This window comes from Superficieibacter sp., from assembly GCF_032071645.1.
GTDB lineage: Bacteria > Pseudomonadota > Gammaproteobacteria > Enterobacterales > Enterobacteriaceae > Superficieibacter.
The window spans coordinates 196,668-220,131 of sequence record NZ_DAMAPU010000001.1 but is presented as its reverse complement, the minus strand read 5'-3'; the positions used below and the strand labels follow the sequence as shown (position 1 = coordinate 220,131).

Below are 23,464 nucleotides of genomic sequence, written 5' to 3'. Positions count from 1 at the left end.
TGGCTAAACCTTACTACTTCACAAACACACTTTCAAATTTAGTGAAAAATGGTTTTAAAAATAACAGCGCGGCTCACATTTTTGTCGTTTTGCGCGGCGAATCATTTTCCTGACATATTAAAAAGAAATTTCTATTCGCCGCGTGACGGGTTGGTTAGACTGAAATTAAACAAAACGATAACAACAGGAATTTCTCAAGTGGATCAGCGCAGCCTGTGTTCCCGGACAATCTTGTTTTTGTGTGGCTGGTCGCTCCTCACGCTGTTGTGGTCATTTTCTCTGTTTGCTGCGCCAGCCGAGCCTGCCCCGCCGCCGCAGTCCGTCCCGGTGTGGATTTACGATGCGCAAAGCTACAGCTTCTGGCGCGATCCGCAGGGGCACTATCAGGGCTTTTACCCGGAGTTGATCCGCGCCATTAATGAAAAGTACGGCTATCATCTGCAAATACGTCCGATCAGCGGGAATGAAATCAGCCAGCGTTTTACGCAGGATCGCTACGGCATTTATGCCGACGTGATCCGCACTGAAGAGCGCGCGCGGAAAAAAATCCTCTCCGCGCGCATTTTTACCAACGAAGTGCTTGCCGCCAGCCTGACGCGCACGCTTTCCGCGGCGGAAGAACTCAACCAGACGCGGGTGATCTTCCGCCGCAACGACGCCACCTGGGATCAAATCCACCTGCGCTACCCCGATTTACGCTTCCGCGACATTCAGTTTGTGGCCACCAGCGAAGAGGCGTTTAACCTGCTGCGGGAAAACAAAGCGGATTTTTACATCAACGACGCCGGGGAAATGGAAGATACGCTGCGTTATTACACCCTCTCACGTCCGTTCCCCGATCTGCATATCGCAATAGTCATGGCGTTTAGCCCGGAGTTGCACGGGCTGCGAGCCAATATCAATCAGTTTATCAATGACTGGCAGCGCAGCGGGAAACTGCAAAAGCTGGAGGATGAGACCCGGCGCAATTTCTTACTCAGCCGCATCGCGCTGAGCGCCGGAGAAAAACAGTGGCTGAGCAACAATAAGCTCACCGTCTGGCTACCTAAAAATGAAAACTTTGCGCCGCTTGTCTGGAAGGACAAGCAGGGCTACCACGGTTCTGTGGTGGATATGATTAACGATATCCGCGACCTGCTGCACGTCGAGGTGGATGTTCAGTACGTGGATAATTACGTGGCGCAGATGCGCGAGCAGAAATGGCCGATACGACTGGTTAACGTCATCAATACCAGTGATTATTCGCAATCCGACGGCATGATCGGGCCGACGGTGGCCTGGCATAATGTGTATTACAATCGCATCGATCAGCCGTTCCTGTGGGATGAAGAACAGATCCGCCATCAGCGCGTCGGGGTGCTACGCGGTTCGTTCGCCGGGCTCTATTTACGCCAGCGCTTCGGCAATGAGATTTTCGTGGTCAGCGGTTCGTCCATTGAAGAATTGCTGGACGCCATTGAAAATCACCGCATCGATTATATTCTTGGCGATCTCAGTTCGCTGGAGCTTTCCCTGCGCGGCAATGAACTGTTTCGCGGCGTGCTGAAAGTGGCGGGCATGACCCGGGTTGATTACGAAATAGGTCCGTGGGTCGATCCTGCGCATCCGTTGCAGCATTTGCTGGCGCAGATCCACCGTATCTCCAGCTATCGCACGCAAATAGAACGCCACGTCGAGCCAAAAGCGATCCCGGAGCTGACCAAAAATACCTTCCGCATGATTAGTCTGGTTCTGCTGATCACCGCCCTGTTCAGCCTGTGCCTGCTGGCGATAATGTGGCGGCAAATGAAGCAAAACCGGGCGGTTAACCGCAGCATTGTTGAGGCGATGGAGAAGGTCAACCGCGCACACGATGACGAAACGGGCAGCCACATTCACCGGGTGGCGCAATACTGCGGTTTCATGGCCCGCGAGTTAAAACTGCCCCGCCGGATGGTTCACGAGATTGAGCATTTCGCCTCCCTGCACGACGTCGGCAAAATCGCCGTCCCGGAACGTATTTTGCGCAAGCAGGGACCGCTCTCCCCGGAAGAGTTTAACGAGATGAAACTGCATACCCTGAAGGGCTGGCGCATTATTCAGGGGCTGGGTCTGGGACCGGTGGCGGAAAACATCATTCACTTTCACCATGAAAAATGGGACGGCAGCGGCTACCCGGAAGGGCTGCGCGGAGAACAAATCCCGATTGAAGCGCGGATCCTCGCGCTGGCGGATGTGTACGATGCGCTGCGCCAGAAGCGGGTCTATAAACCCGGCTACTCCCATGAACGCGCCTGCGAGATGATTTTTCAGGGCGCGGGACAGCATTTCGATCCGCAACTGGTGGCGCTGTTCCGCCAGCAGCACCTGAAATTTCAGGCAATTTTCGATGCCCAGGCGGATTAATGTGATAACTGGAGGCAGATCGGTAGGCTATTCCGCGGATTGCCGCCCGGCGCAAACGGTAGGATCGGCTGATCCCCACTACAACAGAACAGCGTAATGAATAAAGCGGTCATGATCCTTTCCCTGCTGGCGCTTGCAGGCTGCTCGGTTAACCGACAGGCAAACGTCAGCGAAGTTGATACTACCAGCGGTATTGTCCGTCTGACCTACGGCCAGGCGATGTTGCAGTCTGCCAGTACCGATGCCTACATCGCTCAGGGGACGGCAACCAAACAGTGCCAGCAGTCCGGCTACGCCACCGCCGTCGCCTACGGTCAGCCGATTACCACCTGTACGGTTTCCAGCGGCTCGCTGTGTCTTAATGAAAAAGTGACGCTGCAATATCAGTGCCGGGGCGTGGCGGTCAGCCAGAACGCCAGCGTCAGCTACTGGTAATTTGTGTCGCCAGGCTATTTCGCTGGCGACGTTTTTATCTGAACCATAAGCATTCTCATTTTTAATTTACATAATCTAAATGCGTCTAATTCCTGGTCGCATTTTTAATAATTAACTTTTTAATTTAACCTTTTGCAAATATTTAAATAACAATTTATAGTGCCGGCAGAATAAACCTTAGCGATATTGCGGAGCCTGTAATGCTTAAAGCTGACATGATTGAAAAATTAAACGATCAAATGAATCTGGAGCTGTATTCCTCTCTGCTTTATCAGCAGATGAGCGCCTGGTGCAGTTTTAACAGTTTTGAGGGTGCCGCCGCTTTTCTGCGCCGTCATGCGCAGGAAGAAATGGGCCATATGCAGCGTCTGTTTGATTATCTGACTGACACCGGCAGCCTGCCGCAGATCCTCGCCGTCGCCTCGCCGTTTGCAGAGTATGAATCGCTGGATCACCTGTTCCATGCCACCTACGAGCATGAGCAACTGATTAGTCGGAAGATTAATGAACTGGCCCATGCGGCAATGATCGGCCAGGATTATCCGACCTTTAATTTCCTGCAATGGTATGTGGCTGAACAGCATGAAGAAGAAAAGCTGTTTAAATCGGTGCTTGATAAACTTTCCCTGGCGGGCAAAAGCGGTGAAGGTCTTTATTTCATTGATAAAGAACTCTCCACGCTCGACGCACAAAATTAATGTCGGTGGCCAGCCTTCGCGCTGGCCCAAATTAATGCTGGCAAATTTTACTTTGGTGAGTGGTGAACCCTTCCTCTTGTGCAATAAATTTGCCTTTCTGCTGTAAAAATAAAACCAGTTCCCCTGCGCTCATATTCTGTGCTGAACAGGTATGAAACCGCGCCTCTTCGCCAAAACGCATAATAATTGCCGCTTCCAGACTCGCCGCGCTGTAGCGCTCGCCGGAATTAATCATCATGGTTAATACTTCATGGCCGTGAATGGATGTCATAACGCCTCCTGAAAAATCCCAGCATAGCGGTGAACGAATCGCCGTATTTTGCGCTATGACAGATTTGCTCACAGTGACGCAATAAATACTGTAAAGAATACAATACAGTGCCTGTAACATCCGTTTGACGAAAATAGCGATTTAGCATACTCTGCGCCGCATTATTCGCCTGTAAAGGCTATGGGATGTAGAGGAATCCGTGAGAAACCGCGCTCTGGGAAGTATTTTAATCGTTGCGGGCACCACCATTGGTGCAGGAATGTTGGCAATGCCGCTGGCGGCAGCGGGCACCGGGTTTGGTGTAACGCTGGGCTTACTCTTCGGCTTATGGGCATTGATGTGTTATACCGCCCTGCTGCTGCTGGAGGTGTACCAGCACGTTCCCGCCGATACCGGGCTGGGGTCACTGGCGCAGCGCTATCTGGGCCGATACGGTAAGTGGCTTACCGGCTTCAGCATGATGTTTCTGATGTACGCCCTGACCGCTGCCTATATCAGCGGCGCGGGCGAGCTGCTCTCATCCAGCCTGACCGACTGGCTGGGAATGCCCCTGCCGCCTGCGGCGGGTGTACTGCTGTTTACCCTGGTGGGCGGCGCGGTGGTATGCATCGGGACGTCGCTGGTGGATCTCTTTAACCGCTTTCTGTTTACCGCCAAAACGATCCTGCTGCTGGTGATGCTGGCGCTGCTGCTACCGCATATTCATCAGGTCAATCTGTTGACCCTGCCGCTGGAGAAAGGGCTGGCACTTTCGGCGATCCCGGTCATTTTTACTTCATTCGGCTTTCACGGTAGCGTGCCGAGCATCGTCAGCTATATGCATGGTGATATTAAAAAGCTGCGGCGGATTTTTATGGTCGGCAGCTTTATTCCGCTGGTGGCCTACGTGTTCTGGCAACTGGCGACGCTCGGCAGTATCGGCTCTCCCGCCTTCGCCGCCCTGCTGGCAAACCATGCCGGGCTGAACGGATTGTTACAGGCGATCCGCGAAGTGGTTGCCTCGCCGCACGTCGAGCTGGCGGTGCATCTGTTTGCAGATTTCGCGCTGGCCACGTCGTTTCTTGGCGTGACGCTGGGGCTGTTTGACTATCTCGCCGATCTGTTTGCGCGTAAAAATAGCGCCAGCGGACGTTTGCAGACCGGCCTGCTGACCTTCCTGCCGCCGCTGGCCTTTGCGCTGTTTTACCCGCGTGGTTTCGTGCTGGCGCTCGGCTATGCGGGCGTGGCGCTGGCGGTGCTGGCGTTAATCGTTCCGGCGCTGCTGGCGCGACAAAGCCGTAAGCATCATCCGAAGGGGTATCGTGTGGCGGGCGGACAGCCGGTACTGTGGCTGGTGTTTGGCTGTGGCGTGGCGGTGATCGTCATCCAGTTTTCGATAACCGCAGGCCTGCTGCCTGCGATCAGTTAATCGCGCTTTTAGTGCAGGCAGCACTGTTTGAACTTTTTGCCGCTGCCGCACGGACAAGGATCGTTGCGCCCCACGGTTTTCTCAACCCGTAACGGCTGCGCAACGGGCTTAAGCGGCGCGGCGACCGGGTTTTCCGACCAGTAGGTATACAGGCTCAGGGCGGCGGGGGCGATGAGATCAATGCTTTCACTGTGCTCTTCAGGACTCAGCAGATCGAGCTTGTCAAAATTGGCTTCCAGCCCGTGCAGAGCGATGGCATCCAGCGCGGGCTGCAATGACTCCGGTAAGGATGACCAGTCGGCCAGGGCAACGCCGCGCATGTAGCCAAAGCACCACTCTTCGACGATGGTGAATTCTTGCCCTTCCACTTCGCGGGTGCCGAACAACGGCTCAAACTGTTCAGGATACAGTTCCAGCCTGTCGGCGATGTCGCCCATATGCTGAAAGCACAGCGCCATAAAACGCTCCATTTCGCGCTCTGAGGCCCATTCCGGGACGTTGTGCGCCCCGCCCCAGATAGCCAGCAGCCAGTCGGTCGGCTCGATTTCATGCGGCGCGGAGAGGACGGCGGTGAGCAGCCCGTCCAGTTCGGCGGCATCCAGTACGCTGTCGTCATTGCCATACTTCATAAAGACATCATCAAGCCATTCCAGCTCTTTTTCATTCAGTGGCCCGGTATTCATAAAGATTTCCTCGCTGGCGTGTGCTATTAAAATTGAAAGTTCGGCTGAAGAAGAGAGCGTTTCGATTTCCGCTGTCATTACAGATATACCCCGCAGCATACCTTCTGCGCGCCAGAGTATGAAGAAGTTTACATTATTAGCGGCGCAGGCGGAGTTTACGGACACGGCGGCTAAACACCCTAAAACACTTGCCTCACTCAGACTCAACTCATTGTAAAAAAAGCTTAAACTGAGCTGGCACGCGCTTTGCTATTCCTCTGTAACTATCTTTTTACGAGGAACAGCAATGGCTACCGGTACACTCACCAACGGCACTCTCCGACTGGCGCACCGTGGGCGAGATGATAATTAACGGCTCGCTGAACTTTATCGGCGTATTAATTGCTGCCGCCGTTTCCTGGCATCTGTGCCTGAATAAAAATCATGCGAATCCCATCGCGCCGAAACTGTTATCGGTCGCTACCGTTATCGTTTTATGCCGGACACCATCAGCGCCTCACTGTCGGCGGGTAAAGAAAATGCGCTGGTGACGGGGGGCTGTCTCACTCTTCTACCGGCACGTCGGGAATGTTCCTGGGGATGATCACCGGGCTGCTGGTCACCCGCGTGTTTATTCGCTTGTTAAAGTCCGATCGGCTGAAAATCACTATCGCTAATAACGGCTCGGTGCCGCCTGCGGTGATCGACTCTTTCAACGCCTTAATTCCGGTATGCATTACCCTGCTGATTTTTTCTTTGATTTCTTTTGCGGCAAAATACTGGCTGGGAAAAGGCATTAACGCCCTGATTGCGCTAACTATCCAGACGCCGCTGAAAAATATCACCACCGACCTGACGGGCTTTTTGTTTATTTACACCGTCGGCAGTCTGTTTTTTGCGATTGGCATTCACCAGAGCGTGATTAACGCCTCTATTTTACGTCCGGGTCTGTTAGCCAGTATGCAGGAAAATATGCTTGCCTATGCTAACGGGGATGATATTCCTGATATCATTAACTATGCCTTTCAGTGGTGTGATAACTCCTGACGGCGGCGCAAACTACAGCGCCAGCGCCTGCTTAACAACGTTTTGCCCGTTCATCGTGCCATAGTTGAGGCCGATGATAACCATTTGCCTGATCTGCGGCCAGTTCTTCTGAAAATCGTTCTCCAGGAATGAGATTTGCGGGGCCAGCAGCAGAATGTCCGTGTTTTTGGCGTATTCAACAAAGTTGTTTGCCGAGGTCGCCCTGATTTGCGCCTCAATGCCCAGCGCCTTGCAGGCTTCTTTCATCACTGCTTAGCTCTCTGGTTTGGAAGGCAGAACGTGAAACAGAGCTACATCAGCAGATTAGTCTTTCTACAGGGGAAGATGTCTATAATATGGATAAACCTGATGCATCAATACTAAAAACGTCACATAAATAGCCATAAGGGGAAATAAATGCCTTTAAGAAATTTTTCCGACTATACAGAAAGAGAATTTCTAGATTTTGTAAAAAGGATTTGCCGGGCAGATTATCAATCAGAACAACAGCATACCGCCGCTGTTTTTGAATTCGAAAGGATAACCGAACACCCTTCAGGATCCGATCTTTTTTATTACCCCGAATCCGTACAGGACAGTACACCTGAAAAAATCGTAGAAATTGTGAAAAACTGGAGAGCCGGTAACGGGAAAACGGCACTCAAACCAGAATAAATTTTGAGCACAATGTTTTTTATATCACATCAGCCTCTTTTAAAGGTATCTCTGCTCTCATAAACTCACTGAACGAAAAACAGGCAATATCAGAAAGATATCAGTCGATCCGGTGGTTGAGGAAAGTAATGCCCTCTTCATATTACGAGGTCAAATGGCGAAAAAATAACGAAGCCGAAAAAATGCCACAAAAAAACCACCCGAAGGTGGTTTCAAGACACTGCTTATTGCTTTGATTATTCTGCTTATTTCCTGTGGTGCCCGGGGCGGCACTTGAACCCGCACAGCGCGAACGCCGAGGGATTTTAAATTAGTCGTATTATTTTATATTTCAATAAATAACACCATTTTTTCGCCATTAATCAGTAAATCTTGATCTAACAAAAAAAAGTAATTACTTATTTCGAAAACATTCAATGGTGAAAAAAATAAATAGCTTCGCTACCATTCTCTGTCCGCTCCGTGCTGTGAGTTAAATGGGTCGATGCAACGCTATCCTTAATCAAGGGGACGTTGCGAATGAATCATTCTAAATTAGTACCGCCCCGCATTTCCCTCATTGAACCTCCTGTTCATCTCCCGATTAGCTCTTTTCCGTTCTGACAGCCTTTTAACGCGGCATGCATACTTCGTTACTGGCCGAAGCATTATACTTTCGTTGTCAATAGACTGAATGGAAATTAACGACGGAGCAGACTAATGATTGCTGTACTTTTTGAGGCTGACGCCCTGCCAGAGGCTCAGGAAAGATATCTTCAGCTTGCTGCCGAGCTGAAGCCATTATTGTCAGAGACACCAGGCTTTATATCAATCGAGCGATTCCAGAGTCTGAATACGCCCGGAAAAATTCTTTCTTTGTCATGGTGGAAAGATGAGGAGTCAGTGGCCGGATGGAAGCGAAATGTTATGCATCAGGCTGCCCAGAAGGAAGGAAAGCAGTCAATTTTTTCATTCTACAGAATACGCATTGCCAGCGTATTCCGTGATTACTCTTCTGATAAGGGAACAACTCAACATGTATGACCTTCACGTTATTCTCAAAAATACCCCGGGCTCGCTTGGCTCGCTGGGCAGTTTGCTGGGCAAAAACGGCGTGGGACTTGAAGGCGGCGGTGTGTTCTCAACACCTGAAGCTGGACACGCGCATTTCCTTGTTGAAGACGGTGAAAAAGCCCGCAAGATTCTGACTGATGCTGGTTTCGAGGTCAGCAATGTGCGGCGACCTCTGGTAAGAAAATTACCCCAGAAGCGACCGGGGGAACTGGGAGAAATAGCTGACACACTTGCCCAGAACGGTATTAATATTCTGGTACAGTACAGCGACCACAGTAACCGGCTCATTCTCATTACGGATGATGACTCCCGGGCAGTTGAAATAACCCAAAAGTGGGAAATACCTTCTGAATGACTCTCCTGAAAACACAGCGCGACAGTGAGCCGGATGCTCTTGAAACATCCATGGCAATGATTGCTTCTGCCCTGTCTGATCCGTCAAGGGTCAGTATCCTGTGCGCACTGATGGACGGGCGCGCGTGGACAGCCACTGAGCTCAGCGCTGTCGCCGGCGTTGCCGCATCCACAACCAGCGGACATCTCAGCCGACTTCTCAGCAACGGGCTGGTTATATGCCTGACGCAGGGGCGTCACCGTTATTACAGTCTTGCGGGCCATCATATTGCCGGACTGCTGGAAAACCTGATGGGGGTTTCCATGCATACACATCCGACGCCCCCATCCAGTACGCCGGTATATCTTCGTTACGCACGTACCTGCTATGACCACCTGGCAGGCGAGCTTGCTGTTAATATTTATGACTTTATGCTGCGGGAAAAATGGCTTGAGGCTGATGGCGTGGCGCTGACGTCAGTCGGCAAAGCCCATTTTGAAAAACTTGGCGCAGTGCTTAATTCACGCCCGCGTCGTAAACCTTCATGTCCCTGCCTCGACTGGAGCGAAAGACGTTTCCATCCTGGAGGTGACGCCGGCTCAGCACTGATGACGCTTTTCCTGCAAAAAGAATGGATAACGCGCACGCCGGGATATCGTGAAGTAAATGTGACCGACAGTGGAAGGAGTGCAATGTTTCGGCTGTTTAATGTGAAAGTCATCTGAGTCCACATCATGCACCTGATGTGTTAGAGCAGACTACCCCGGGTGGCTTCACGTTCAATGCCGCACCTTACTTTAGTCCGACATGAATGATTATCTGACAGACCCTGTCTAATTTCTGCCGCCTGTCACCAGGCCCGCTTTTCGCTCAAAACAGCCTGTCGATGTCTGGCACACAGTTACAGCATAACAGGCAGCTTTGTGCCAGAAGTGCGCGTTGCAAACATGATTTTTTAGCGTAGTTTACTTATAGTGGATCATTTATGGAGATAATCATGAATTCTGATTTGGTAAGCCATGCAATTGAATTGAGGAAACAGGGGAAATTTGAAGAAAGCAGGAGTCTTTTATTCTCGCTAGTTGATTCATTTGAAGATAAAGGATCAATTTATCTGAATATAGCTTGGTCATATGACAATCAGGGAATGGAGAAGGACGCGCTTAACTATTACGCGTTGTCTTTGAAAGAAAAAATGCCTGATGATCAAATATTTGACGCTACTTTTGGTTTGGCCTGTACTTATAGATGTCTCGGTGATTTACAGAAAGCAGAAAATATTTTTAGTCAGTTACACAGGAAATACCCTGAGGCATTAGAAGTCATTCCTTTCTATGCTTTGTGCTTGTCCTCTCTCGGCAGAAAGGATGATGCAATTAAGCTCCTATTTGTACTTATACTCGAAAGCCCATCGATAGAGGCAGTGCGTCCCTATTTTAAAACTCTATTAGAATATGTTAACGCTGAATATCCGAAGCCAATATGAAGTGGGGGAGTCCTGAAATACCTTAGCAGGTATAATGCCTGCTGTTCGCTCATAGCGGACCTTGCTTTCTGTCCGTTCCGTGCCAGAAGCGAACATTCACGTACAGGCTGTTAAAGCAGCCGTTAAATTTCTCACGCACCTGACTGCTTAAGTCAGCGATGCTGAAGATTATTTTCAGAAAACCCGCCTGATAGCGGGTCTGTGAGGCGCTTGTTTTATGTGCATAAGCAGGTACAGAAGAGGTTTGATTGCCAATTACGCAGATGCTGTTGATAAACCATTGGCCGCGTTACGAGGCAACAGACGGGAAACAAAAAGCCCCGCAACCTGTCCGGCCGCAGCAAGATAAAAAGCCAGCTGTAAGGCATTTTCAAGACTGCTCACAGAGGTTTCCCGTTGCAGGCTCTCACTCCCGATCCCGGATAGTGCTATCAGCACAGCAATACCAATCGCATTACCCACATTCAGCGTTGTAGAAGCCATACCTGAAGCGATCCCCTGCTCGTTATGCGGTACGCCTGAGCCCGAAGCTATCCACATTGCCGTCCATACAATACCCTGCCCTGCTCCTGAAATGACCAGTCCCGGCATTATGTTCAAATAAGATGCACCAGAAAATGCTGCCGGTGCCAGGGCCAGCGTACCCGTAATACCCATTAAAAAACCAATAAGTAATGCTGTGCGCACCGGCAGACGATTTGCGAGCCGAGCGCCGAGCTGCGTTCCGGCAAAGATTGCCAGCGAAGGAATAATAAATGCCAGACCCGTTTGTAAAGCGCTGTAACCCATAACACTCTGAAACAGAATCGTCAGGAAATAAGGCAGTGCGCCAAAGGTTCCCATATAAATAAATGTCATCGCCATGCCTGTAACCAGACTGCGGTTTCTGAATAACCGTAACGGCATCAGTGGATCCTGGCTACGGGCCTCAGTAGTCACAAACAGCAGCAGAGACATAGCGGCCAGACTCAGAGAGAAAAGAATATGTCCTGAGAGCCAGCCGTCTTCAGGTCCCTGAACCAGAGCGTATACCAGCAGGGTGGCGCCCACTGTCACCGTTACAGCGCCTGGAAAATCAAAACTGTGGCGCTTATTCCTGAGGCTGTCTTTCGGTAACACATAAAAAGCAGCACAAATCGCGATGGCTGCCAGTATAACGTTGACGAAAAATACCGACGGCCAGCCATACGCACTGGTGAGTACTCCTCCGGCAAGCGATCCCAGAGTGAGACCGCTTGCGCCTGCGCCGCCCCAGACAGCCAGTGCCCGGTTCCGTGAAGGTCCTTCCTCAAAAAGTCTGTTTATAAGTGACAGCGTGGACGGAAAAAGTAATGCGGCGCCTATGCCTTGTAGGGCACGCGCTATAACGATAACTACAGGCTCCCACGCTAAACCGCCTGCAAGCGAAGAAAATGCATATAGCCATAATGCGCAAATAAATACGCGACGTTGCCCCAGCAGATCGGCAGCCCGACCACCGAAAAGTAAAAAACCTCCGCAACATACCGTATAGGCACTGACAACCCACTGGAGAGTCTGCTCAGAAAACCCCAGCCCGGCACCAATTTCCGGCAGTGCTACAAATACAATATTTATATCCAGTGAGTAAATGAGCTGGGCGAACGCCAGCAGCGCAAGGCTCCAGTTTTGTAAACGTCGGGCACCTGAATCCATTGTGGATGTGGACATAGAACAATCTCCGTCTTAATTTATAAACACTAATGTACGAGTACATACGTACATTTAATGTATGTATGTACTCGTACATTAGTCAACTGATAAAATTTAACGTAGGATGGAGGTATGTTAACTACTCTATGGAAAAGCTGATGCTTGCTAACCACCCTGACAGAGAACTAATTCGTATTGAGAATGTGCTGGCCGCTTTGGGAAATCCATTACGCCTGACAGTGGTACGTGTGCTTGCTGGCGGAGGCGAACATGCCTGTAGCGCGGTGCTGAGTGGCATTCCCAAATCGACGCTGACTCACCACTGGCGTGTATTGCGCGACAGTGGTGTGATCTGGCAGCGCCCCTTCGGGCGAGAAAACTTATTGTCGCTGCGTCGGGAAGATCTCGATGCGCGTTTTCCCGGCCTCCTTGATGCCCTGTTGGGCGCAGTTAAAAATGATGCTCTCACACAAGAGTCGACTACAAAAAATCTGCCACAGCTATCTTCAAAATAGGATACGGATGCAAGACTGAAAGTGACTCACAGTCCGAATTCGATATTTCTTCAATTCGCTTTTCGCTCAGAGCGTACGTTCAGCACCCTGCGATTATCCGCTCCGTGCCATGAGCGGACTGCTATGTCAGATTGACTCATGATCCATTTAGCTGTATAAAAAAACAGGTAAAAATTATCCCCCTTGTTATGTACAGCTTGTTCTGGTGGTTTCAGGTCAACTTAAAAAAATAACGGCAAGCTGCTCATCACTGTTTATCTAAAGGATAAAAAAATGAACTCTTTTTTATCATCCACTGCTAATTGCCTTGTGCGTTGGCACGACTTCCCCGGTACGGGAGCGCCGGTGCTCTTTGTTCATGGATTAGGTTGTGCCTCCTCCTACGAATATCCACGCGTTGTAACAGACCCTCTTTTTGGTGGCAGAAGGGCCATTCTCATTGATTTACCTGGCTGCGGATATAGCCAAAAGCCCAGGGATTATAGTTACTCAATTTCTGATCAGGCTAGCGTGGTTGCCGAGTTTGTTGTGCATCTGGGTATCAAGCATTGCTACCTCTATGGGCACAGTATGGGAGGCTGTATCAGTATCGAAGCGGCAGGTTTACTCAAAGAGTACCTGTTGGGGATAGTCGTATCCGAACCTAATTTTCATCCCGGTGGTGGTTTTTTCAGTAAAAAGATTTGTAGCTACGGCGAGGATGAATTTATCGACAGCGGGTGGCAACAAATGGTGGCACAGGACTCCACTCCCTGGTCAGCCAGCCTTGATGTCGATGCACCGTGGGCGGTATGGCGTGGAGCTGCGAGCCTTATATCAGGCAATAACTGGAAGGATTTATTTATTCAACTTCCTATTGAGAAACAGCTGATATTCGGTGAGTATTCTCTGCCTGATGATGATTTCACCTACCTAACTGCCTCTGGTATATCAACGGTTATTTTACCGACATGTGGACACTGTATGTCATGGGAAAATCCTGGGGCTCTTGCAGGAACGTTATCAGAATTTTGCAAATAAATTGCTTTATTTAATTATTCGCCAGGAAACCGCCTTCACTTATTGCGTTGAGATGTCTGTACGATGGGAAGTGATTCTTTACCGGCGGTCATATGCATATAGTTCTGAAGGTTAAGCTGTATCCCGCTTAACTGGCCCTGACTCTTGTGGGAGTTCCTGTACTCCGGCTAACCCAACTTCCGCTTTTCGCTCACAGCGGACCTTCAGATCAATTAGCTCGTCCGCTCCGTGCCAAAGTGGACATGATAGCATCGTTTTATGTTTATTTATGGGGAGAATATCATTCCATCTTTGGAACCATTGATAATTTTATCAATTCAAGCATCACTTTAAAGGCAGGATTATCATTGTCCTCGCGCCAGGCCAGATACAGCAGGCTCTCAATCCCGGCGGGCAAGGTAATACGGCGATAGACGATATCATTAAACAAAATACGCGAAGCACTTTCCGGGACGAATGCCATACCCATACCGGCGTTTACAAGTGAGAGAATTGTCAGCGTTGAGCCAATATATTGCACATAATCCGGTTGAATGTTATTCGAACGGAACATCCCGGTCAGCAGTTCATAAAATGGCTGCCAGGTGGATAACGCATACATAATAAACGGCTGCTTATCGAGATGGGTAATTGTAATATCCGACAGTTTCGCCAGTTCATGCTGACGTGGTACCGCCAGCACAAACGGCTCACTCACCAGAATTTCACTGCTCACACCGGTCAAAGCCGAAGGGGCACGCACAAGGCCAATATCGCTTTGACGCAGGCGCAGAGCTTCGAATTGCTCACCGGTGGTCATCTCCTTGAGCGAGATATCAATGTGCGGATAACGCTCTTTGCCCCTGGCCACTACCATCGGCAAAAATGCATAAACTGCGCTCGCCACAAAGCTGATTTCTACCGAGCCGATATCGCCCTGCGACATCTTCTGCACGTTCAGCATCGCCACATGCGAGCGTTGCAATAAATCCTGCGCCTCGATAAAAAATCTCCTGCCAGCGGCCGTAAGCACCACTGTTCGAGTTGTGCGCTCAAAAAGTTCAACACCCAGTTGATGTTCCAGCAGCTGGATCTGCCTGCTGAGTGGAGGTTGCGTCATATTTAACCGTTTTGCTGCGCGCGAAAAATTCAGTTCGGTAGCAACGGCGAGGAAAAATCTCAGTTGGCTTAACTCAAACATTTATACAAATCCGGCATAAATCAATTCTTTGATTGGATTAGACAGTATGAGTCCACAGGCGCAATCTGGTAAAGCCCTCAACAACATGAAATATAAGGTTCGTCTATGTCTACACAGAATACCCTTGCCCAGACTAACGCTTTTGACCGTATCAGCTGGATTAAACTCTCTTCTGTTAATGTCCCGCTGAACACGGCGGTGAGTGATGCAAAAGTCCTGACCGGCCGCCAGAATGCGCTGAAGGATGTGGCGCTGCTGATTGCGGAAATCGAAACCGAACAGGGTTATCGCGGCCTGGGTTTTACCTACACACTGCGTAACGGCGGCCCGGCACAATTCAGCCACGCCAAAGAGATGGCCCCACTGCTGATTGGCGAAGATCCGAACGACATTTCCCGCCTGTGGAGCAAACTGGTTTGGGCAGGCGCATCCGTCGGCCGTAGCGGCCTGGCGACACAAGCCATTGCCGCGTTTGATACCGCCCTGTGGGATCTGAAAGCCAAACGCGCCAACTTGTCGTTGGCAAAATTACTGGGCGCTCAGCGTAACGAAGTGCGTTGCTACAACACCTCCGGCGGGTATCTGCAGGCATCGGTAGACGAAATTATCGACAAATCCCAGGCCTCTCTGGCATGCGGTATCGGCGGCATCAAAATGAAAGTCGGCCACCCGGATCGTCGTCAGGATCTGCAACGCGTTGACGCCATTCGCAAAGCGCTGGGCGACGACACGCCGCTTATGGTCGACGTCAACCAGCAGTGGGATCGCACCACCGCCCTGCGGATGGGCATGGCGATGGAACAGTACAACCTGCAATGGATTGAAGAGCCGCTGGATGCCTACGATGTGGAAGGCCACTGTATGCTCTCTTCCAATCTGGTGACGCCAGTCGGCACCGGCGAGATGCTCACCAGCGCGAGCGAAGTGGCCGAATATATTCATCAGGGTGCGGTAGATTTGGTGATGCACGACGCCCCGCGCGTTGGCGGTATCACTCCGTTCCTGAAAGTGCAACAGATGGCAGAAGACCACGGTCTGATGATGGCACCGCACTTCGTTATGGAAATTCACATACATCTGGCTGCCGCCTACGCCCACGAAACCTGGGTGGAACATTTCGAGTGGCTGGAGCCGGTCTTTAACGAACGTCTGGAAATTCGCCATGGCCAGATGATAGTGCCGACACGTCCGGGTCTTGGCCTGTCGCTGCACGACCAAACCACCGCCTGGACGGTGGCAAGCTTTGAAACTGGCAAACGTCATTAATAACAAATCTGTGTGATAACCCGAAGCTGTTATACAGACTGGCAACTTATTGAGCACCCCGGGAATATTCCTTCGGCAGGGCACGCCTGAAAACGCGCTCTGTATTTTTCTTTTCTTTATTCTTTATCTGTATTGGCGTGGGTTGTTTTGAAAATAAATAGATAGAACACTGTACCCTGTAAAGAGGTTTTCAATGACCAGCAATACATCATCATTACGAAAACAAAAAAGCCATGTGCGTTACATTATATTAGTCATCGTCTTTATCATAACCAGCGTCAACTATGCCGATCGCGCAACCTTATCCATTGCCGGAAGTTCCGTTGCCAAAGAGTTAGGACTTGATCCTGGCGACATGGGACTGATTTTCTCAGCCTTTGGTTGGGCATACTTGATCATGCAAATCCCCGGCGGTTGGCTACTGGATAAATACGGCTCGAAAAGGGTCTACACCTGGAGCCTGTTCTTCTGGTCGTTTTTCACCTTCCTGCAAGGCTTTGTTGAGTTAATGCCACTCGCCTGGACCGTTATCAGCCTGTTTTTCCTGCGCTTTATGCTGGGTTTCTCCGAAGCTCCATCTTTCCCGGCGAACGCCCGCATTGTTGCCGCCTGGTTCCCGACCAATGAACGCGCCACCGCCACGGCCTGTTTTAACGCCGGGCAGTATTTCGCCCTCGCGCTCTTTTCCCCGCTGCTGGGTTGGCTGACCTTTGCCTGGGGCTGGCAGCATGTCTTCACCGTGATGGGTATTATCGGCTTTATTCTCACCTTTATATGGGTTCGCTACGTGCATAACCCGAGCGAGCACCCGATGATTTCCCAGCAGGAGCTGAAATACATTACCGACGGTGGTGCCATTATCGATATGGACACCAAATCGGCAGCGAAGAAAACCTCCGGCGGCTGGACCTCCGTGAAACAGATGCTGACCAACCGCATGTTAATGGGCGTATTCCTTGGGCAGTATTTTATTAACTCCATTACCTGGTTCTTCCTGACCTGGTTCCCGATTTATCTGGTTCAGCAGCGTGGGATGTCGATTCTGAACGTCGGGTTTATCGCCTCTGTTCCGGCTATTTGTGGCTTCGTGGGGGGTATTCTGGGTGGCGTATGTTCAGACTGGCTGCTGAAAAGAGGGATGAGTCTCACCGCCGCGCGCAAAATTCCTATCGTTTTCGGGATGCTGCTGGCAACCTCATTAATCCTGTGTAACTACATTGAAAGCCACGTGGTGGTAGTGTCTCTGATGGCGCTGGCCTTTTTTGGCAAGGGCTTCGGCGCGCTGGGCTGGACGGTGATCTCCGATGTGGCCCCGAAAGAAGCGGCAGGCATGTGTGGCGGTCTCTTTAACGCGTTCGGCAACGTGGCCTCCATAGTGACGCCGCTGGTGATTGGCTATATGGTCAAAGAGATGCATTCGTTCAACAGCGCCCTGATTTTCGTTGGCGCGTCGGCGATTGCCGCCATGCTCTGCTATCTACTGGTGGTGGGCAAAATCAGCCGAATGGAATTGAAGATGTAATGTCATGATGCCCGGTAAATTCTGCTTACCGGGTATCTTTACAACTTTACAAGCAAAGAAAGATTGTTCCGGTAGCTAACGACTTATTGTTGCATTCAATGCATCAATAGAAGTTTATAATCCAGCGTCAACATTCATAGTAGAATGACCCCGAACCGGTGGGCGATCCCGCCCTGTAGTTGTTTCATTGGCTGTCCGCTTTTCGCTCTTTGCAGACAAAAGCCCTGCTTGTGTAGGGCCACGCTAAGTCATCTGTTTTGCCCCATTCATGTCCCTTTCCATAACCGGGCGGGCATTCTCTTTCGTGCGATGGATAAAAAACGTCACGACGCCGACGACGTTAACTTCGTCCAACACCTCACCCTCACCAACAATCGGGATCTCGCTATACGCGCGATGCGTTCAATGCTCAGTGGATGAAAGCCAAAAAGGCTGCTGCTGAAAAGTTTCCGGCCTTCGATTTTCAGTTCACTTTTCATGACCCCAAAGCACAAGGGATTTCAGATCTAAAAGGTTCACTGAACGATAAAGAGAAATATCAGGGCATAAAAACGTGTCACAAACGGCTCGCTATAACAGGAAAGTTTCGATCGTACCGGTGATCGGAGGGCAGTAATGCCCTCTTCATATGGCGAAGCTGAATGGCGAAAATATGGTGAAACGAAAAAAATGCCACAAAAAAACCACCCGAAGGTGGTTTCACGACACTGCTTATTGCTTTGATTATTCTACTTGTTTCCCATGGTGCCCGGGGCGGGACTTGAACCCGCACAGCGCGAACGCCGAGGGATTTTAAATCCCTTGTGTCTACCGATTTCACCACCCGGGCGCGGGAAAAAATTGGAGGCGCGTTCCGGAGTCGAACCGGACTAGACGGATTTGCAATCCGCTACATAACCGCTTTGCTAACGCGCCAAAACTGCTTAACACCCGCAACTGCCGATGTTTTTAACTGGAGCGGGAAACGAGACTCGAACTCGCGACCCCGACCTTGGCAAGGTCGTGCTCTACCAACTGAGCTATTCCCGCAGTATCAAGCTTTTAATCACTTGATTTTATTACCGTCCGGCATTCTTAGCTGCCGTTCGATGCGTTGCATTCTACTTACCTGACGCACTGAGTCAACGATATTTTTCGCAACCGTAGATCGTTTGCTGAAATTTACGGCGAAACGATCACGGTTCAAGCAAATCGCTGCGCGCGGCATTCAGGTATTGCAGCATTGACCATAACGTCAGGACCGCCGCCACGAAGAACAGCGCGATGCCTGCCCAGGTCACCCACTCGTTCGGACGCCACAGCAGCCATACCAGTGCCACCATCTGGGCGGTGGTTTTGACTTTACCGATCCATGAGACCGCGACGTTGCTGCGTTTACCCAGCTCCGCCATCCACTCACGCAGCGCAGAAATGATAATCTCACGGGCGATCATGGTTGCCGCAGGCAGCGTGACCCACCAGCTATGATAGTGCTCCGCCACCAGCACCATCGCAATGGCGACCAGCACTTTATCGGCAACCGGGTCGAGAAACGCGCCAAATCGCGTGCTTTGATTCCAGCGGCGGGCGAGAAAACCGTCGAACCAGTCGGTCACCGCCGCAACGAGAAAAATCAGCGCACAGGCAAACGGTGCCCAGACGAACGGAAGATAAAACGCGAGCACGAAAAAAGGAATCAGGATCACGCGAAACAATGTAAGCAACGTAGGGATATTAAATTGCATAGTGACAGGTAACTGTTTGTTGTTAGTAAAAATTAGCCCTATGTTGCTACAGAGCACCTAATGTTTCAACGAGTAGAAGATCTTTTCTGCCAGACCTTGCGATATACCCGGTACTTTTGCGATCTCTTCGACGCTTGCATTCTGCAACCCCTGCAATCCGCCCATGTATTTTAGCAGCATCTGTCGACGCTTCGGTCCCACGCCTTCAATTGTTTCCAGCGAGCTGGTGTTTTTGACTTTAGCGCGTTTTTTCCGGTGGCCGCTAATCGCATGATCGTGCGAGTCATCGCGGATATGCTGGATCACATGCAGCGCCGGGGAATCCGGCGGCAGGTTGAATCCCTCCCCTTCCGGCTCAAAGAACAGCGTTTCCAGCCCGGCTTTACGGTCAGTGCCTTTCGCAACGCCCAGCAGAATCGGATGATGCTTATCCCAGGTCACGTCAAGCTCAGCAAATACCGCTTTAGCCTGACCAAGCTGGCCTTTACCGCCATCAATCAGGATCACGTCCGGGATTTTACTTTCTTCAATCGCCTTACCGTAGCGGCGGCGTAAAACCTGGTTCATGGCCGCATAGTCATCGCCCGGCGTAATGCCGGTGATGTTGTAGCGCCGGTATTCCGCGCGCAGGGGGCCATTGCTGTCAAATACCACGCAGGAGGCAACGGTCTGCTCGCCCATCGTATGGCTGATGTCGAAACACTCCATCCTTCTGACTTCAGGCAGTTTGAGTACCTCTGCCAGCGCCGCCAGCCGCTGATGGATGGTGGACTGCTGCGACAGCCTGGTGGACAGCGCCGTGGCCGCATTGGTCCGCGCCAGCTTCAGATAGCGCGCGCGGTCGCCGCGCGGTTTAGTCTGAACGTTCACGCGCCGCCCGGCAAGCGTCGTCAGCGACTCTTCCAGCAGGGTTTTATCGCTCAGATTAAAGTCGAGCAGGATCTCGCCCGGCAGCGTGCGCATCTGACTACCCTGCAGGTAAAACTGGCCGACAAAGGTTTCCACCACTTCGCCCAGTTCCGTCCCGCCTGGAATTTTAGGATAGTAGCTGCGGCTACCCAGCACTTTCCCTTGACGGATGAACAGGACGTGTACGCAAGCCATGCCCGCGTCAAAAGCAACGCCGATCACATCGAGATCGTCGCCGTTGTTGGAGACGAACTGTTTCTCCGTCACCCTGCGCACCGCCTGAATTTGATCGCGGATGCGTGCCGCCTCTTCAAAATTGAGATTCTGGCTGGCCTGCTCCATCCGCCCGATGAGTTGGGTCAGAACCTGATCGTCTTTCCCGGCAAGAAACAGGCGCACGTATCCGACCTGCTGCGCGTATTCTTCTTCACTCACCAGGCCTTCAACGCACGGCCCCAGGCAACGCCCGATTTGATATTGCAGGCACGGGCGCGAACGGTTGCGATACACGCTGTTCTCGCACTGGCGAACGGGGAAAATCTTTTGCAGCAGCGCCAGGGTTTCACGCACGGCATAGCCGTTGGGAAACGGGCCAAAATATTCGCCTTTGGCATGTTTTGCGCCACGGTGAATCGCCAGTCGCGGATGGGTATCGCCGCTAAGAAAAATAAACGGGTAAGACTTATCATCACGCAGTAAAACGTTATAGCGTGGCTGATAAAGCTTGATGTAGTTGTGTTCGAGCAGCAGCGCCTCGGTTTCCGTATGGGTTACCGTCACGTCTATCTGCGCAATAAGGGCGACCAGGGCTTCCGTTTTACGCGAGGAAAGATTGCCACGGAAGTAGCTGGACAGGCGTTTTTTCAGGTCTTTGGCTTTACCCACATAGATAACGGTACCGCCAGCATCATACATGCGATAAACGCCGGGCTGGCTGGTAACCGTTTTCAGAAAAGCTTTTGAATCAAACACATCACTCACAGATTTGCTAACGACTCCGCATTACACAGGCCATGGCGGATTGCCAGATGAGTCAGCTCGACATCGCCGTGAATGTTTAATTTGCTAAACATCCGGTAGCGATAGCTGTTCACCGTTTTAGGACTGAGATTCAGTTGCTCTGAGATCTCATTGACCTTCTGACCTTTGGTAATCATCAGCATAATCTGCAATTCGCGTTCAGACAAACTGGCAAAGGGAGAATCGGTGGTTTCAGGCTCAATCTGACTTAGCGCCATTTGTTGAGCAATGTCTGAAGCGATATAACGCTGACCTGAAAAGACTGAACGAATGGCGCTGACCACTTCCTGTGGAGCCGCTCCTTTAGTCAGATATCCCGCCGCACCCGCCTGCATGACTTTGGCGGGCAGTGGGTTTTCAGTATGCACGGTGAGCATGATGACTTTGGTATCTACGCAGGCGCGGGCGATTTTGCGCGTCGCCTCCAGCCCACCGATGCCGGGCATGTTCATATCCATGAGCACCACGTCGACGGCGTTAGTCCGACACCATTTTACGGCATCCTCACCGCAACAGGCTTCGCCGACTACTTTTATACCCTTAATATCTTCAAGAATGCGTCGTATCCCTGCGCGCACCAGCTCGTGGTCATCAACAAGAAAAACGTTGATCAAAGGAATAATCTCCTGAAAAGGGATAACGCGACAAACAACAAATTACCCATATATTAACGGTTTTCAGACTAACATTGAAACGCAAAAATGGCGGAGATAAGATTTTGCTCGCGTTTTTGTTAATTAAAGAGCGCTTCAGGCACGGCGCAAGCCTGGGATGACGGTAGGCAGCTGAGTTTTTTTCATCTTCGGTTTAATAAGATGAAAAATAGTGAAGCAGACATGTAACATTAATTAACGCAATGAGAACAAAAAAACAATTATTAGATACCCTGTTTAAACTTGCCGACGGTGTACTTATTCGTCACTGCCGTCCGGTTGGCGATCAAAAAACAACCACTCCATTTTTCGCCCCGGCTTGTGATATACTCCGCCGCCTTTGCTTTTAACGTCGCGCCAGCGCGCAGGAATCACACGAGGAAAATAAATGAGCGCACCCGATTTTTCCACTTCTGAGAATACTCAGCAACTGGCTTTGGAAGTCTCCTGTCTGAAGGCGATGCTTACGCTAATGCTACAGGCGATGGGACAGGCCGATGCAGGCCGTGTGGTCCTGAAGATGGAACGGCAAATCGCCGAAATTGAAGACCCGAATCTGGCCGCTATTTTCACCAGTACGGTTAAGCAGATTAAACAGGGTTACCGTCAGTAGCAGGTTAACCGGCTGAGAGCCTGGCTCAAAGCCGGTTTGACGTCTGGCACGCAGAACGCAGGTGTTTGTTCAGATCACTCCAATCGCCACGGCATAACAGGCAATTTGCGTTTTATTCGGCGCGTTGAATTTGCGCTGCATGTTCTTCTGATGGAAGTTGACCGTATTTTCGGAAATAGACAAAATCATGGCGATTTCTGCGGAGGTTTTCCCCTCCGCTGTCCACTTCAGGATCTCCAGCTCACGCTTGCTGAACTTCATCTCCGGCGACATCACCATATCGTCGTTAAGACGCAGCAGCGCTTCGGTGCTCAGCTCAATTAAAATCCGCAGCCGCAGTTCAATCTCATCGTCGCTCACCACTTTATCGTTCGGATACTGGCTGGAGACAGACAGAAAACCGGTCGCATGATTAGGCATCATCGCGCACTGGGTAATGCCTTTACGCAGACCGTGATCGCGCGCGGCATCCCACAGGTTCATGGCGTCGCTGAACAGGTCATCGTTCCAGCTCAGACACCCGTGCTGATAATTGTGGGTTTTGAGTACCGGATCGATGGCGAAATAGTTCTCTGCCTGGTAATGCTTCAGCCAGGACGCCGGATAACTCCCGTGGAGTGTTATTTTAGGTCGGGTAAAAGGCACAGGATGCCTTACACACAGCGCAAAGTAATCGAATTGCAGCCACTGTGTTTGTTGTTGCAGAAGGTTATAAACCTCTTCTGCCGCTGTCACCGTCTGAAAACGATGCAGCATTTCCCGCCGCCACGCAAAAAAGTCATTCTCCCTCATAACTGCTAATAATTCCCCTGCACATCAATAATTATTATGAATAATCTAACCTAACACATAAATCTTATTTATAAATATAAAATATCAGTTCCGTCTCAATAAACGGAGCGGCAAACGAAGTCCATCGTGGTTAATGAAAGCAAAAT

Annotated in this window: 25 protein-coding genes, 3 tRNA genes and 1 pseudogene; 17 read left to right on the top strand and 12 right to left on the bottom strand. The window is 50.8% G+C overall.

Annotated elements, in window-relative coordinates; translation table 11 throughout:
- The first annotated feature begins 198 nt into the window (after window positions 1-198).
- The 3 genes from RT197_RS01200 to ftnA all read left to right on the top strand — a co-directional run bounded on the left by RT197_RS01200 (window position 199) and on the right by ftnA (window position 3,518).
- Window positions 199-2,385 (top strand): HD domain-containing phosphohydrolase, encoded by a 2,187-nt coding sequence (locus tag RT197_RS01200; RefSeq protein ID WP_312946462.1) that lies wholly within the window; start codon window positions 199-201, stop codon window positions 2,383-2,385.
- A gap of 96 nt (window positions 2,386-2,481) precedes the next feature.
- Window positions 2,482-2,820 (top strand): YecR family lipoprotein, encoded by a 339-nt coding sequence (gene yecR / locus RT197_RS01195; protein ID WP_312946461.1) that lies wholly within the window; start codon window positions 2,482-2,484, stop codon window positions 2,818-2,820.
- Between the two features lie 200 nt (window positions 2,821-3,020).
- Window positions 3,021-3,518 (top strand): non-heme ferritin, encoded by a 498-nt coding sequence (gene ftnA, locus RT197_RS01190; protein ID WP_312946460.1) that lies wholly within the window; start codon window positions 3,021-3,023, stop codon window positions 3,516-3,518.
- Window positions 3,519-3,549: 31 nt separating this feature from the next.
- On the opposite strand, the gene RT197_RS01185 is transcribed toward ftnA, so the two are convergent.
- Window positions 3,550-3,789, bottom strand: coding sequence for a YecH family metal-binding protein (locus RT197_RS01185; protein ID WP_312946458.1), 240 nt, complete (start codon window positions 3,787-3,789; stop codon window positions 3,550-3,552).
- Between the two features lie 199 nt (window positions 3,790-3,988).
- Here RT197_RS01185 and tyrP point away from each other — a divergent pair, with 199 nt between their 5' ends.
- Window positions 3,989-5,197, top strand: coding sequence for a tyrosine transporter TyrP (gene tyrP, locus RT197_RS01180; protein ID WP_409529662.1), 1,209 nt, complete (start codon window positions 3,989-3,991; stop codon window positions 5,195-5,197).
- A gap of 8 nt (window positions 5,198-5,205) precedes the next feature.
- On the opposite strand, the gene RT197_RS01175 is transcribed toward tyrP, so the two are convergent.
- Window positions 5,206-5,880, bottom strand: coding sequence for a YecA family protein (locus tag RT197_RS01175; RefSeq protein WP_312946455.1), 675 nt, complete (start codon window positions 5,878-5,880; stop codon window positions 5,206-5,208).
- A 332-nt stretch (window positions 5,881-6,212) separates the two neighbouring features.
- Between RT197_RS01175 and RT197_RS01170 the strand changes: the two genes are divergently transcribed.
- Together RT197_RS01170 and RT197_RS01165 are read left to right on the top strand one after the other, a co-directional pair.
- The gene (locus tag RT197_RS01170) at window positions 6,213-6,410 is read left to right on the top strand and encodes a hypothetical protein (protein ID WP_312946454.1); all 198 of its coding nucleotides are present in this window, start codon (window positions 6,213-6,215) and stop codon (window positions 6,408-6,410) included.
- A 7-nt stretch (window positions 6,411-6,417) separates the two neighbouring features.
- The gene (locus RT197_RS01165; RefSeq protein WP_312947549.1) at window positions 6,418-6,906 is read left to right on the top strand and encodes a PTS transporter subunit EIIC; all 489 of its coding nucleotides are present in this window, start codon (window positions 6,418-6,420) and stop codon (window positions 6,904-6,906) included.
- A 12-nt stretch (window positions 6,907-6,918) separates the two neighbouring features.
- On the opposite strand, the gene RT197_RS01160 is transcribed toward RT197_RS01165, so the two are convergent.
- Complete coding sequence (locus tag RT197_RS01160) at window positions 6,919-7,152, bottom strand: PTS sugar transporter subunit IIB (RefSeq protein ID WP_312947548.1); 234 nt, start codon at window positions 7,150-7,152, stop codon at window positions 6,919-6,921.
- 150 nt (window positions 7,153-7,302) lie between these two features.
- Here RT197_RS01160 and RT197_RS01155 point away from each other — a divergent pair, with 150 nt between their 5' ends.
- From RT197_RS01155 to RT197_RS01135, 5 genes are all read left to right on the top strand, one after another.
- Window positions 7,303-7,560, top strand: coding sequence for a bacteriocin immunity protein (locus RT197_RS01155; RefSeq protein WP_312946452.1), 258 nt, complete (start codon window positions 7,303-7,305; stop codon window positions 7,558-7,560).
- 699 nt (window positions 7,561-8,259) lie between these two features.
- Window positions 8,260-8,583 (top strand): antibiotic biosynthesis monooxygenase, encoded by a 324-nt coding sequence (locus RT197_RS01150; RefSeq protein ID WP_312946450.1) that lies wholly within the window; start codon window positions 8,260-8,262, stop codon window positions 8,581-8,583.
- The gene (locus tag RT197_RS01145) at window positions 8,576-8,968 is read left to right on the top strand and encodes an amino acid-binding protein (protein WP_312946447.1); all 393 of its coding nucleotides are present in this window, start codon (window positions 8,576-8,578) and stop codon (window positions 8,966-8,968) included. The genes RT197_RS01150 and RT197_RS01145 overlap by 8 nt, the downstream gene beginning before the upstream one ends.
- The gene (locus RT197_RS01140) at window positions 8,965-9,672 is read left to right on the top strand and encodes a helix-turn-helix transcriptional regulator (protein ID WP_312946445.1); all 708 of its coding nucleotides are present in this window, start codon (window positions 8,965-8,967) and stop codon (window positions 9,670-9,672) included. The genes RT197_RS01145 and RT197_RS01140 overlap by 4 nt, the downstream gene beginning before the upstream one ends.
- 272 nt (window positions 9,673-9,944) lie before the next feature.
- A complete protein-coding gene (locus RT197_RS01135) occupies window positions 9,945-10,433 on the top strand; it encodes a tetratricopeptide repeat protein (RefSeq protein WP_312946444.1) in 489 nt (162 codons plus the stop codon).
- A gap of 255 nt (window positions 10,434-10,688) precedes the next feature.
- Here RT197_RS01135 and RT197_RS01130 read toward each other — a convergent pair whose 3' ends face one another.
- Window positions 10,689-12,122, bottom strand: coding sequence for an MFS transporter (locus tag RT197_RS01130; protein ID WP_312946442.1), 1,434 nt, complete (start codon window positions 12,120-12,122; stop codon window positions 10,689-10,691).
- 140 nt (window positions 12,123-12,262) lie between these two features.
- Here RT197_RS01130 and RT197_RS01125 point away from each other — a divergent pair, with 140 nt between their 5' ends.
- Both RT197_RS01125 and RT197_RS01120 read left to right on the top strand, forming a co-directional pair.
- On the top strand, window positions 12,263-12,619 hold the full coding sequence (locus RT197_RS01125) for a helix-turn-helix domain-containing protein (protein ID WP_312947547.1): 357 nt from the start codon (window positions 12,263-12,265) through the stop codon (window positions 12,617-12,619).
- A gap of 273 nt (window positions 12,620-12,892) precedes the next feature.
- Window positions 12,893-13,639 carry an alpha/beta hydrolase gene (locus RT197_RS01120; RefSeq protein ID WP_312946441.1) on the top strand — a complete coding sequence of 249 codons (747 nt, stop codon included), beginning with the start codon at window positions 12,893-12,895 and terminating at the stop codon, window positions 13,637-13,639.
- Window positions 13,640-13,919: 280 nt separating this feature from the next.
- Here RT197_RS01120 and RT197_RS01115 read toward each other — a convergent pair whose 3' ends face one another.
- The gene (locus RT197_RS01115; RefSeq protein WP_312946439.1) at window positions 13,920-14,819 is read right to left on the bottom strand and encodes a LysR family transcriptional regulator; all 900 of its coding nucleotides are present in this window, start codon (window positions 14,817-14,819) and stop codon (window positions 13,920-13,922) included.
- A gap of 105 nt (window positions 14,820-14,924) precedes the next feature.
- Here RT197_RS01115 and RT197_RS01110 point away from each other — a divergent pair, with 105 nt between their 5' ends.
- The 3 genes and pseudogenes from RT197_RS01110 to RT197_RS01100 form a co-directional block, all read left to right on the top strand.
- Window positions 14,925-16,085 carry an L-talarate/galactarate dehydratase gene (locus RT197_RS01110; protein WP_312946438.1) on the top strand — a complete coding sequence of 387 codons (1,161 nt, stop codon included), beginning with the start codon at window positions 14,925-14,927 and terminating at the stop codon, window positions 16,083-16,085.
- A 193-nt stretch (window positions 16,086-16,278) separates the two neighbouring features.
- Entirely contained in the window at window positions 16,279-17,607 is a 1,329-nt protein-coding gene (locus tag RT197_RS01105; protein ID WP_312946436.1) for an MFS transporter, read from the top strand.
- Between the two features lie 365 nt (window positions 17,608-17,972).
- A pseudogene (locus tag RT197_RS01100) lies at window positions 17,973-18,223 on the top strand (integrase); the annotation flags it as partial.
- A gap of 126 nt (window positions 18,224-18,349) precedes the next feature.
- Here RT197_RS01100 and RT197_RS01095 read toward each other — a convergent pair.
- The 6 genes from RT197_RS01095 to uvrY form a co-directional block, all read right to left on the bottom strand.
- A tRNA-Leu gene (locus RT197_RS01095) sits at window positions 18,350-18,436 on the bottom strand.
- Between the two features lie 12 nt (window positions 18,437-18,448).
- A tRNA-Cys gene (locus tag RT197_RS01090) sits at window positions 18,449-18,522 on the bottom strand.
- 38 nt (window positions 18,523-18,560) lie between these two features.
- Window positions 18,561-18,636 (bottom strand) — tRNA-Gly (locus tag RT197_RS01085).
- A 146-nt stretch (window positions 18,637-18,782) separates the two neighbouring features.
- Complete coding sequence (pgsA, locus tag RT197_RS01080) at window positions 18,783-19,331, bottom strand: CDP-diacylglycerol--glycerol-3-phosphate 3-phosphatidyltransferase (RefSeq protein WP_312946434.1); 549 nt, start codon at window positions 19,329-19,331, stop codon at window positions 18,783-18,785.
- A 57-nt stretch (window positions 19,332-19,388) separates the two neighbouring features.
- Window positions 19,389-21,221, bottom strand: a complete 1,833-nt coding sequence (gene uvrC, locus RT197_RS01075; protein WP_312946433.1) for an excinuclease ABC subunit UvrC — start codon at window positions 21,219-21,221, stop codon at window positions 19,389-19,391.
- Window positions 21,218-21,874, bottom strand: coding sequence for a UvrY/SirA/GacA family response regulator transcription factor (gene uvrY / locus RT197_RS01070; RefSeq protein ID WP_312946432.1), 657 nt, complete (start codon window positions 21,872-21,874; stop codon window positions 21,218-21,220). The genes uvrC and uvrY overlap by 4 nt, the downstream gene beginning before the upstream one ends.
- A gap of 427 nt (window positions 21,875-22,301) precedes the next feature.
- Here uvrY and RT197_RS01065 point away from each other — a divergent pair, with 427 nt between their 5' ends.
- Window positions 22,302-22,526 (top strand): DUF2594 family protein, encoded by a 225-nt coding sequence (locus tag RT197_RS01065; protein ID WP_312946430.1) that lies wholly within the window; start codon window positions 22,302-22,304, stop codon window positions 22,524-22,526.
- A 69-nt stretch (window positions 22,527-22,595) separates the two neighbouring features.
- Here RT197_RS01065 and sdiA read toward each other — a convergent pair whose 3' ends face one another.
- Window positions 22,596-23,318, bottom strand: coding sequence for a transcriptional regulator SdiA (gene sdiA / locus RT197_RS01060; protein WP_312946428.1), 723 nt, complete (start codon window positions 23,316-23,318; stop codon window positions 22,596-22,598).
- Window positions 23,319-23,464: the final 146 nt, after the last annotated feature.

Bases quoted from the DNA above. Each gene is read 5' to 3' on its own strand.
- RT197_RS01110 (WP_312946438.1), top strand. From the start codon at position 14,925: ATGTCTACACAGAATACCCTTGCCCAGACTAACGCTTTTGACCGTATC.
- RT197_RS01145 (WP_312946447.1), top strand. From the start codon at position 8,576: ATGTATGACCTTCACGTTATTCTCAAAAATACCCCGGGCTCGCTTGGC.
- RT197_RS01120 (WP_312946441.1), top strand. From the start codon at position 12,893: ATGAACTCTTTTTTATCATCCACTGCTAATTGCCTTGTGCGTTGGCAC.
- RT197_RS01140 (WP_312946445.1), top strand. From the start codon at position 8,965: ATGACTCTCCTGAAAACACAGCGCGACAGTGAGCCGGATGCTCTTGAA.
- RT197_RS01105 (WP_312946436.1), top strand. From the start codon at position 16,279: ATGACCAGCAATACATCATCATTACGAAAACAAAAAAGCCATGTGCGT.
- pgsA (WP_312946434.1), bottom strand. From the start codon at position 19,331: ATGCAATTTAATATCCCTACGTTGCTTACATTGTTTCGCGTGATCCTG.
- RT197_RS01160 (WP_312947548.1), bottom strand. From the start codon at position 7,152: ATGAAAGAAGCCTGCAAGGCGCTGGGCATTGAGGCGCAAATCAGGGCG.
- RT197_RS01125 (WP_312947547.1), top strand. From the start codon at position 12,263: ATGCTTGCTAACCACCCTGACAGAGAACTAATTCGTATTGAGAATGTG.
- RT197_RS01185 (WP_312946458.1), bottom strand. From the start codon at position 3,789: ATGACATCCATTCACGGCCATGAAGTATTAACCATGATGATTAATTCC.
- RT197_RS01130 (WP_312946442.1), bottom strand. From the start codon at position 12,122: ATGTCCACATCCACAATGGATTCAGGTGCCCGACGTTTACAAAACTGG.
- ftnA (WP_312946460.1), top strand. From the start codon at position 3,021: ATGCTTAAAGCTGACATGATTGAAAAATTAAACGATCAAATGAATCTG.
- RT197_RS01155 (WP_312946452.1), top strand. From the start codon at position 7,303: ATGCCTTTAAGAAATTTTTCCGACTATACAGAAAGAGAATTTCTAGAT.
- RT197_RS01135 (WP_312946444.1), top strand. From the start codon at position 9,945: ATGAATTCTGATTTGGTAAGCCATGCAATTGAATTGAGGAAACAGGGG.
- RT197_RS01115 (WP_312946439.1), bottom strand. From the start codon at position 14,819: ATGTTTGAGTTAAGCCAACTGAGATTTTTCCTCGCCGTTGCTACCGAA.
- RT197_RS01065 (WP_312946430.1), top strand. From the start codon at position 22,302: ATGAGCGCACCCGATTTTTCCACTTCTGAGAATACTCAGCAACTGGCT.
- yecR (WP_312946461.1), top strand. From the start codon at position 2,482: ATGAATAAAGCGGTCATGATCCTTTCCCTGCTGGCGCTTGCAGGCTGC.
- RT197_RS01150 (WP_312946450.1), top strand. From the start codon at position 8,260: ATGATTGCTGTACTTTTTGAGGCTGACGCCCTGCCAGAGGCTCAGGAA.
- sdiA (WP_312946428.1), bottom strand. From the start codon at position 23,318: ATGAGGGAGAATGACTTTTTTGCGTGGCGGCGGGAAATGCTGCATCGT.
- RT197_RS01175 (WP_312946455.1), bottom strand. From the start codon at position 5,880: ATGAATACCGGGCCACTGAATGAAAAAGAGCTGGAATGGCTTGATGAT.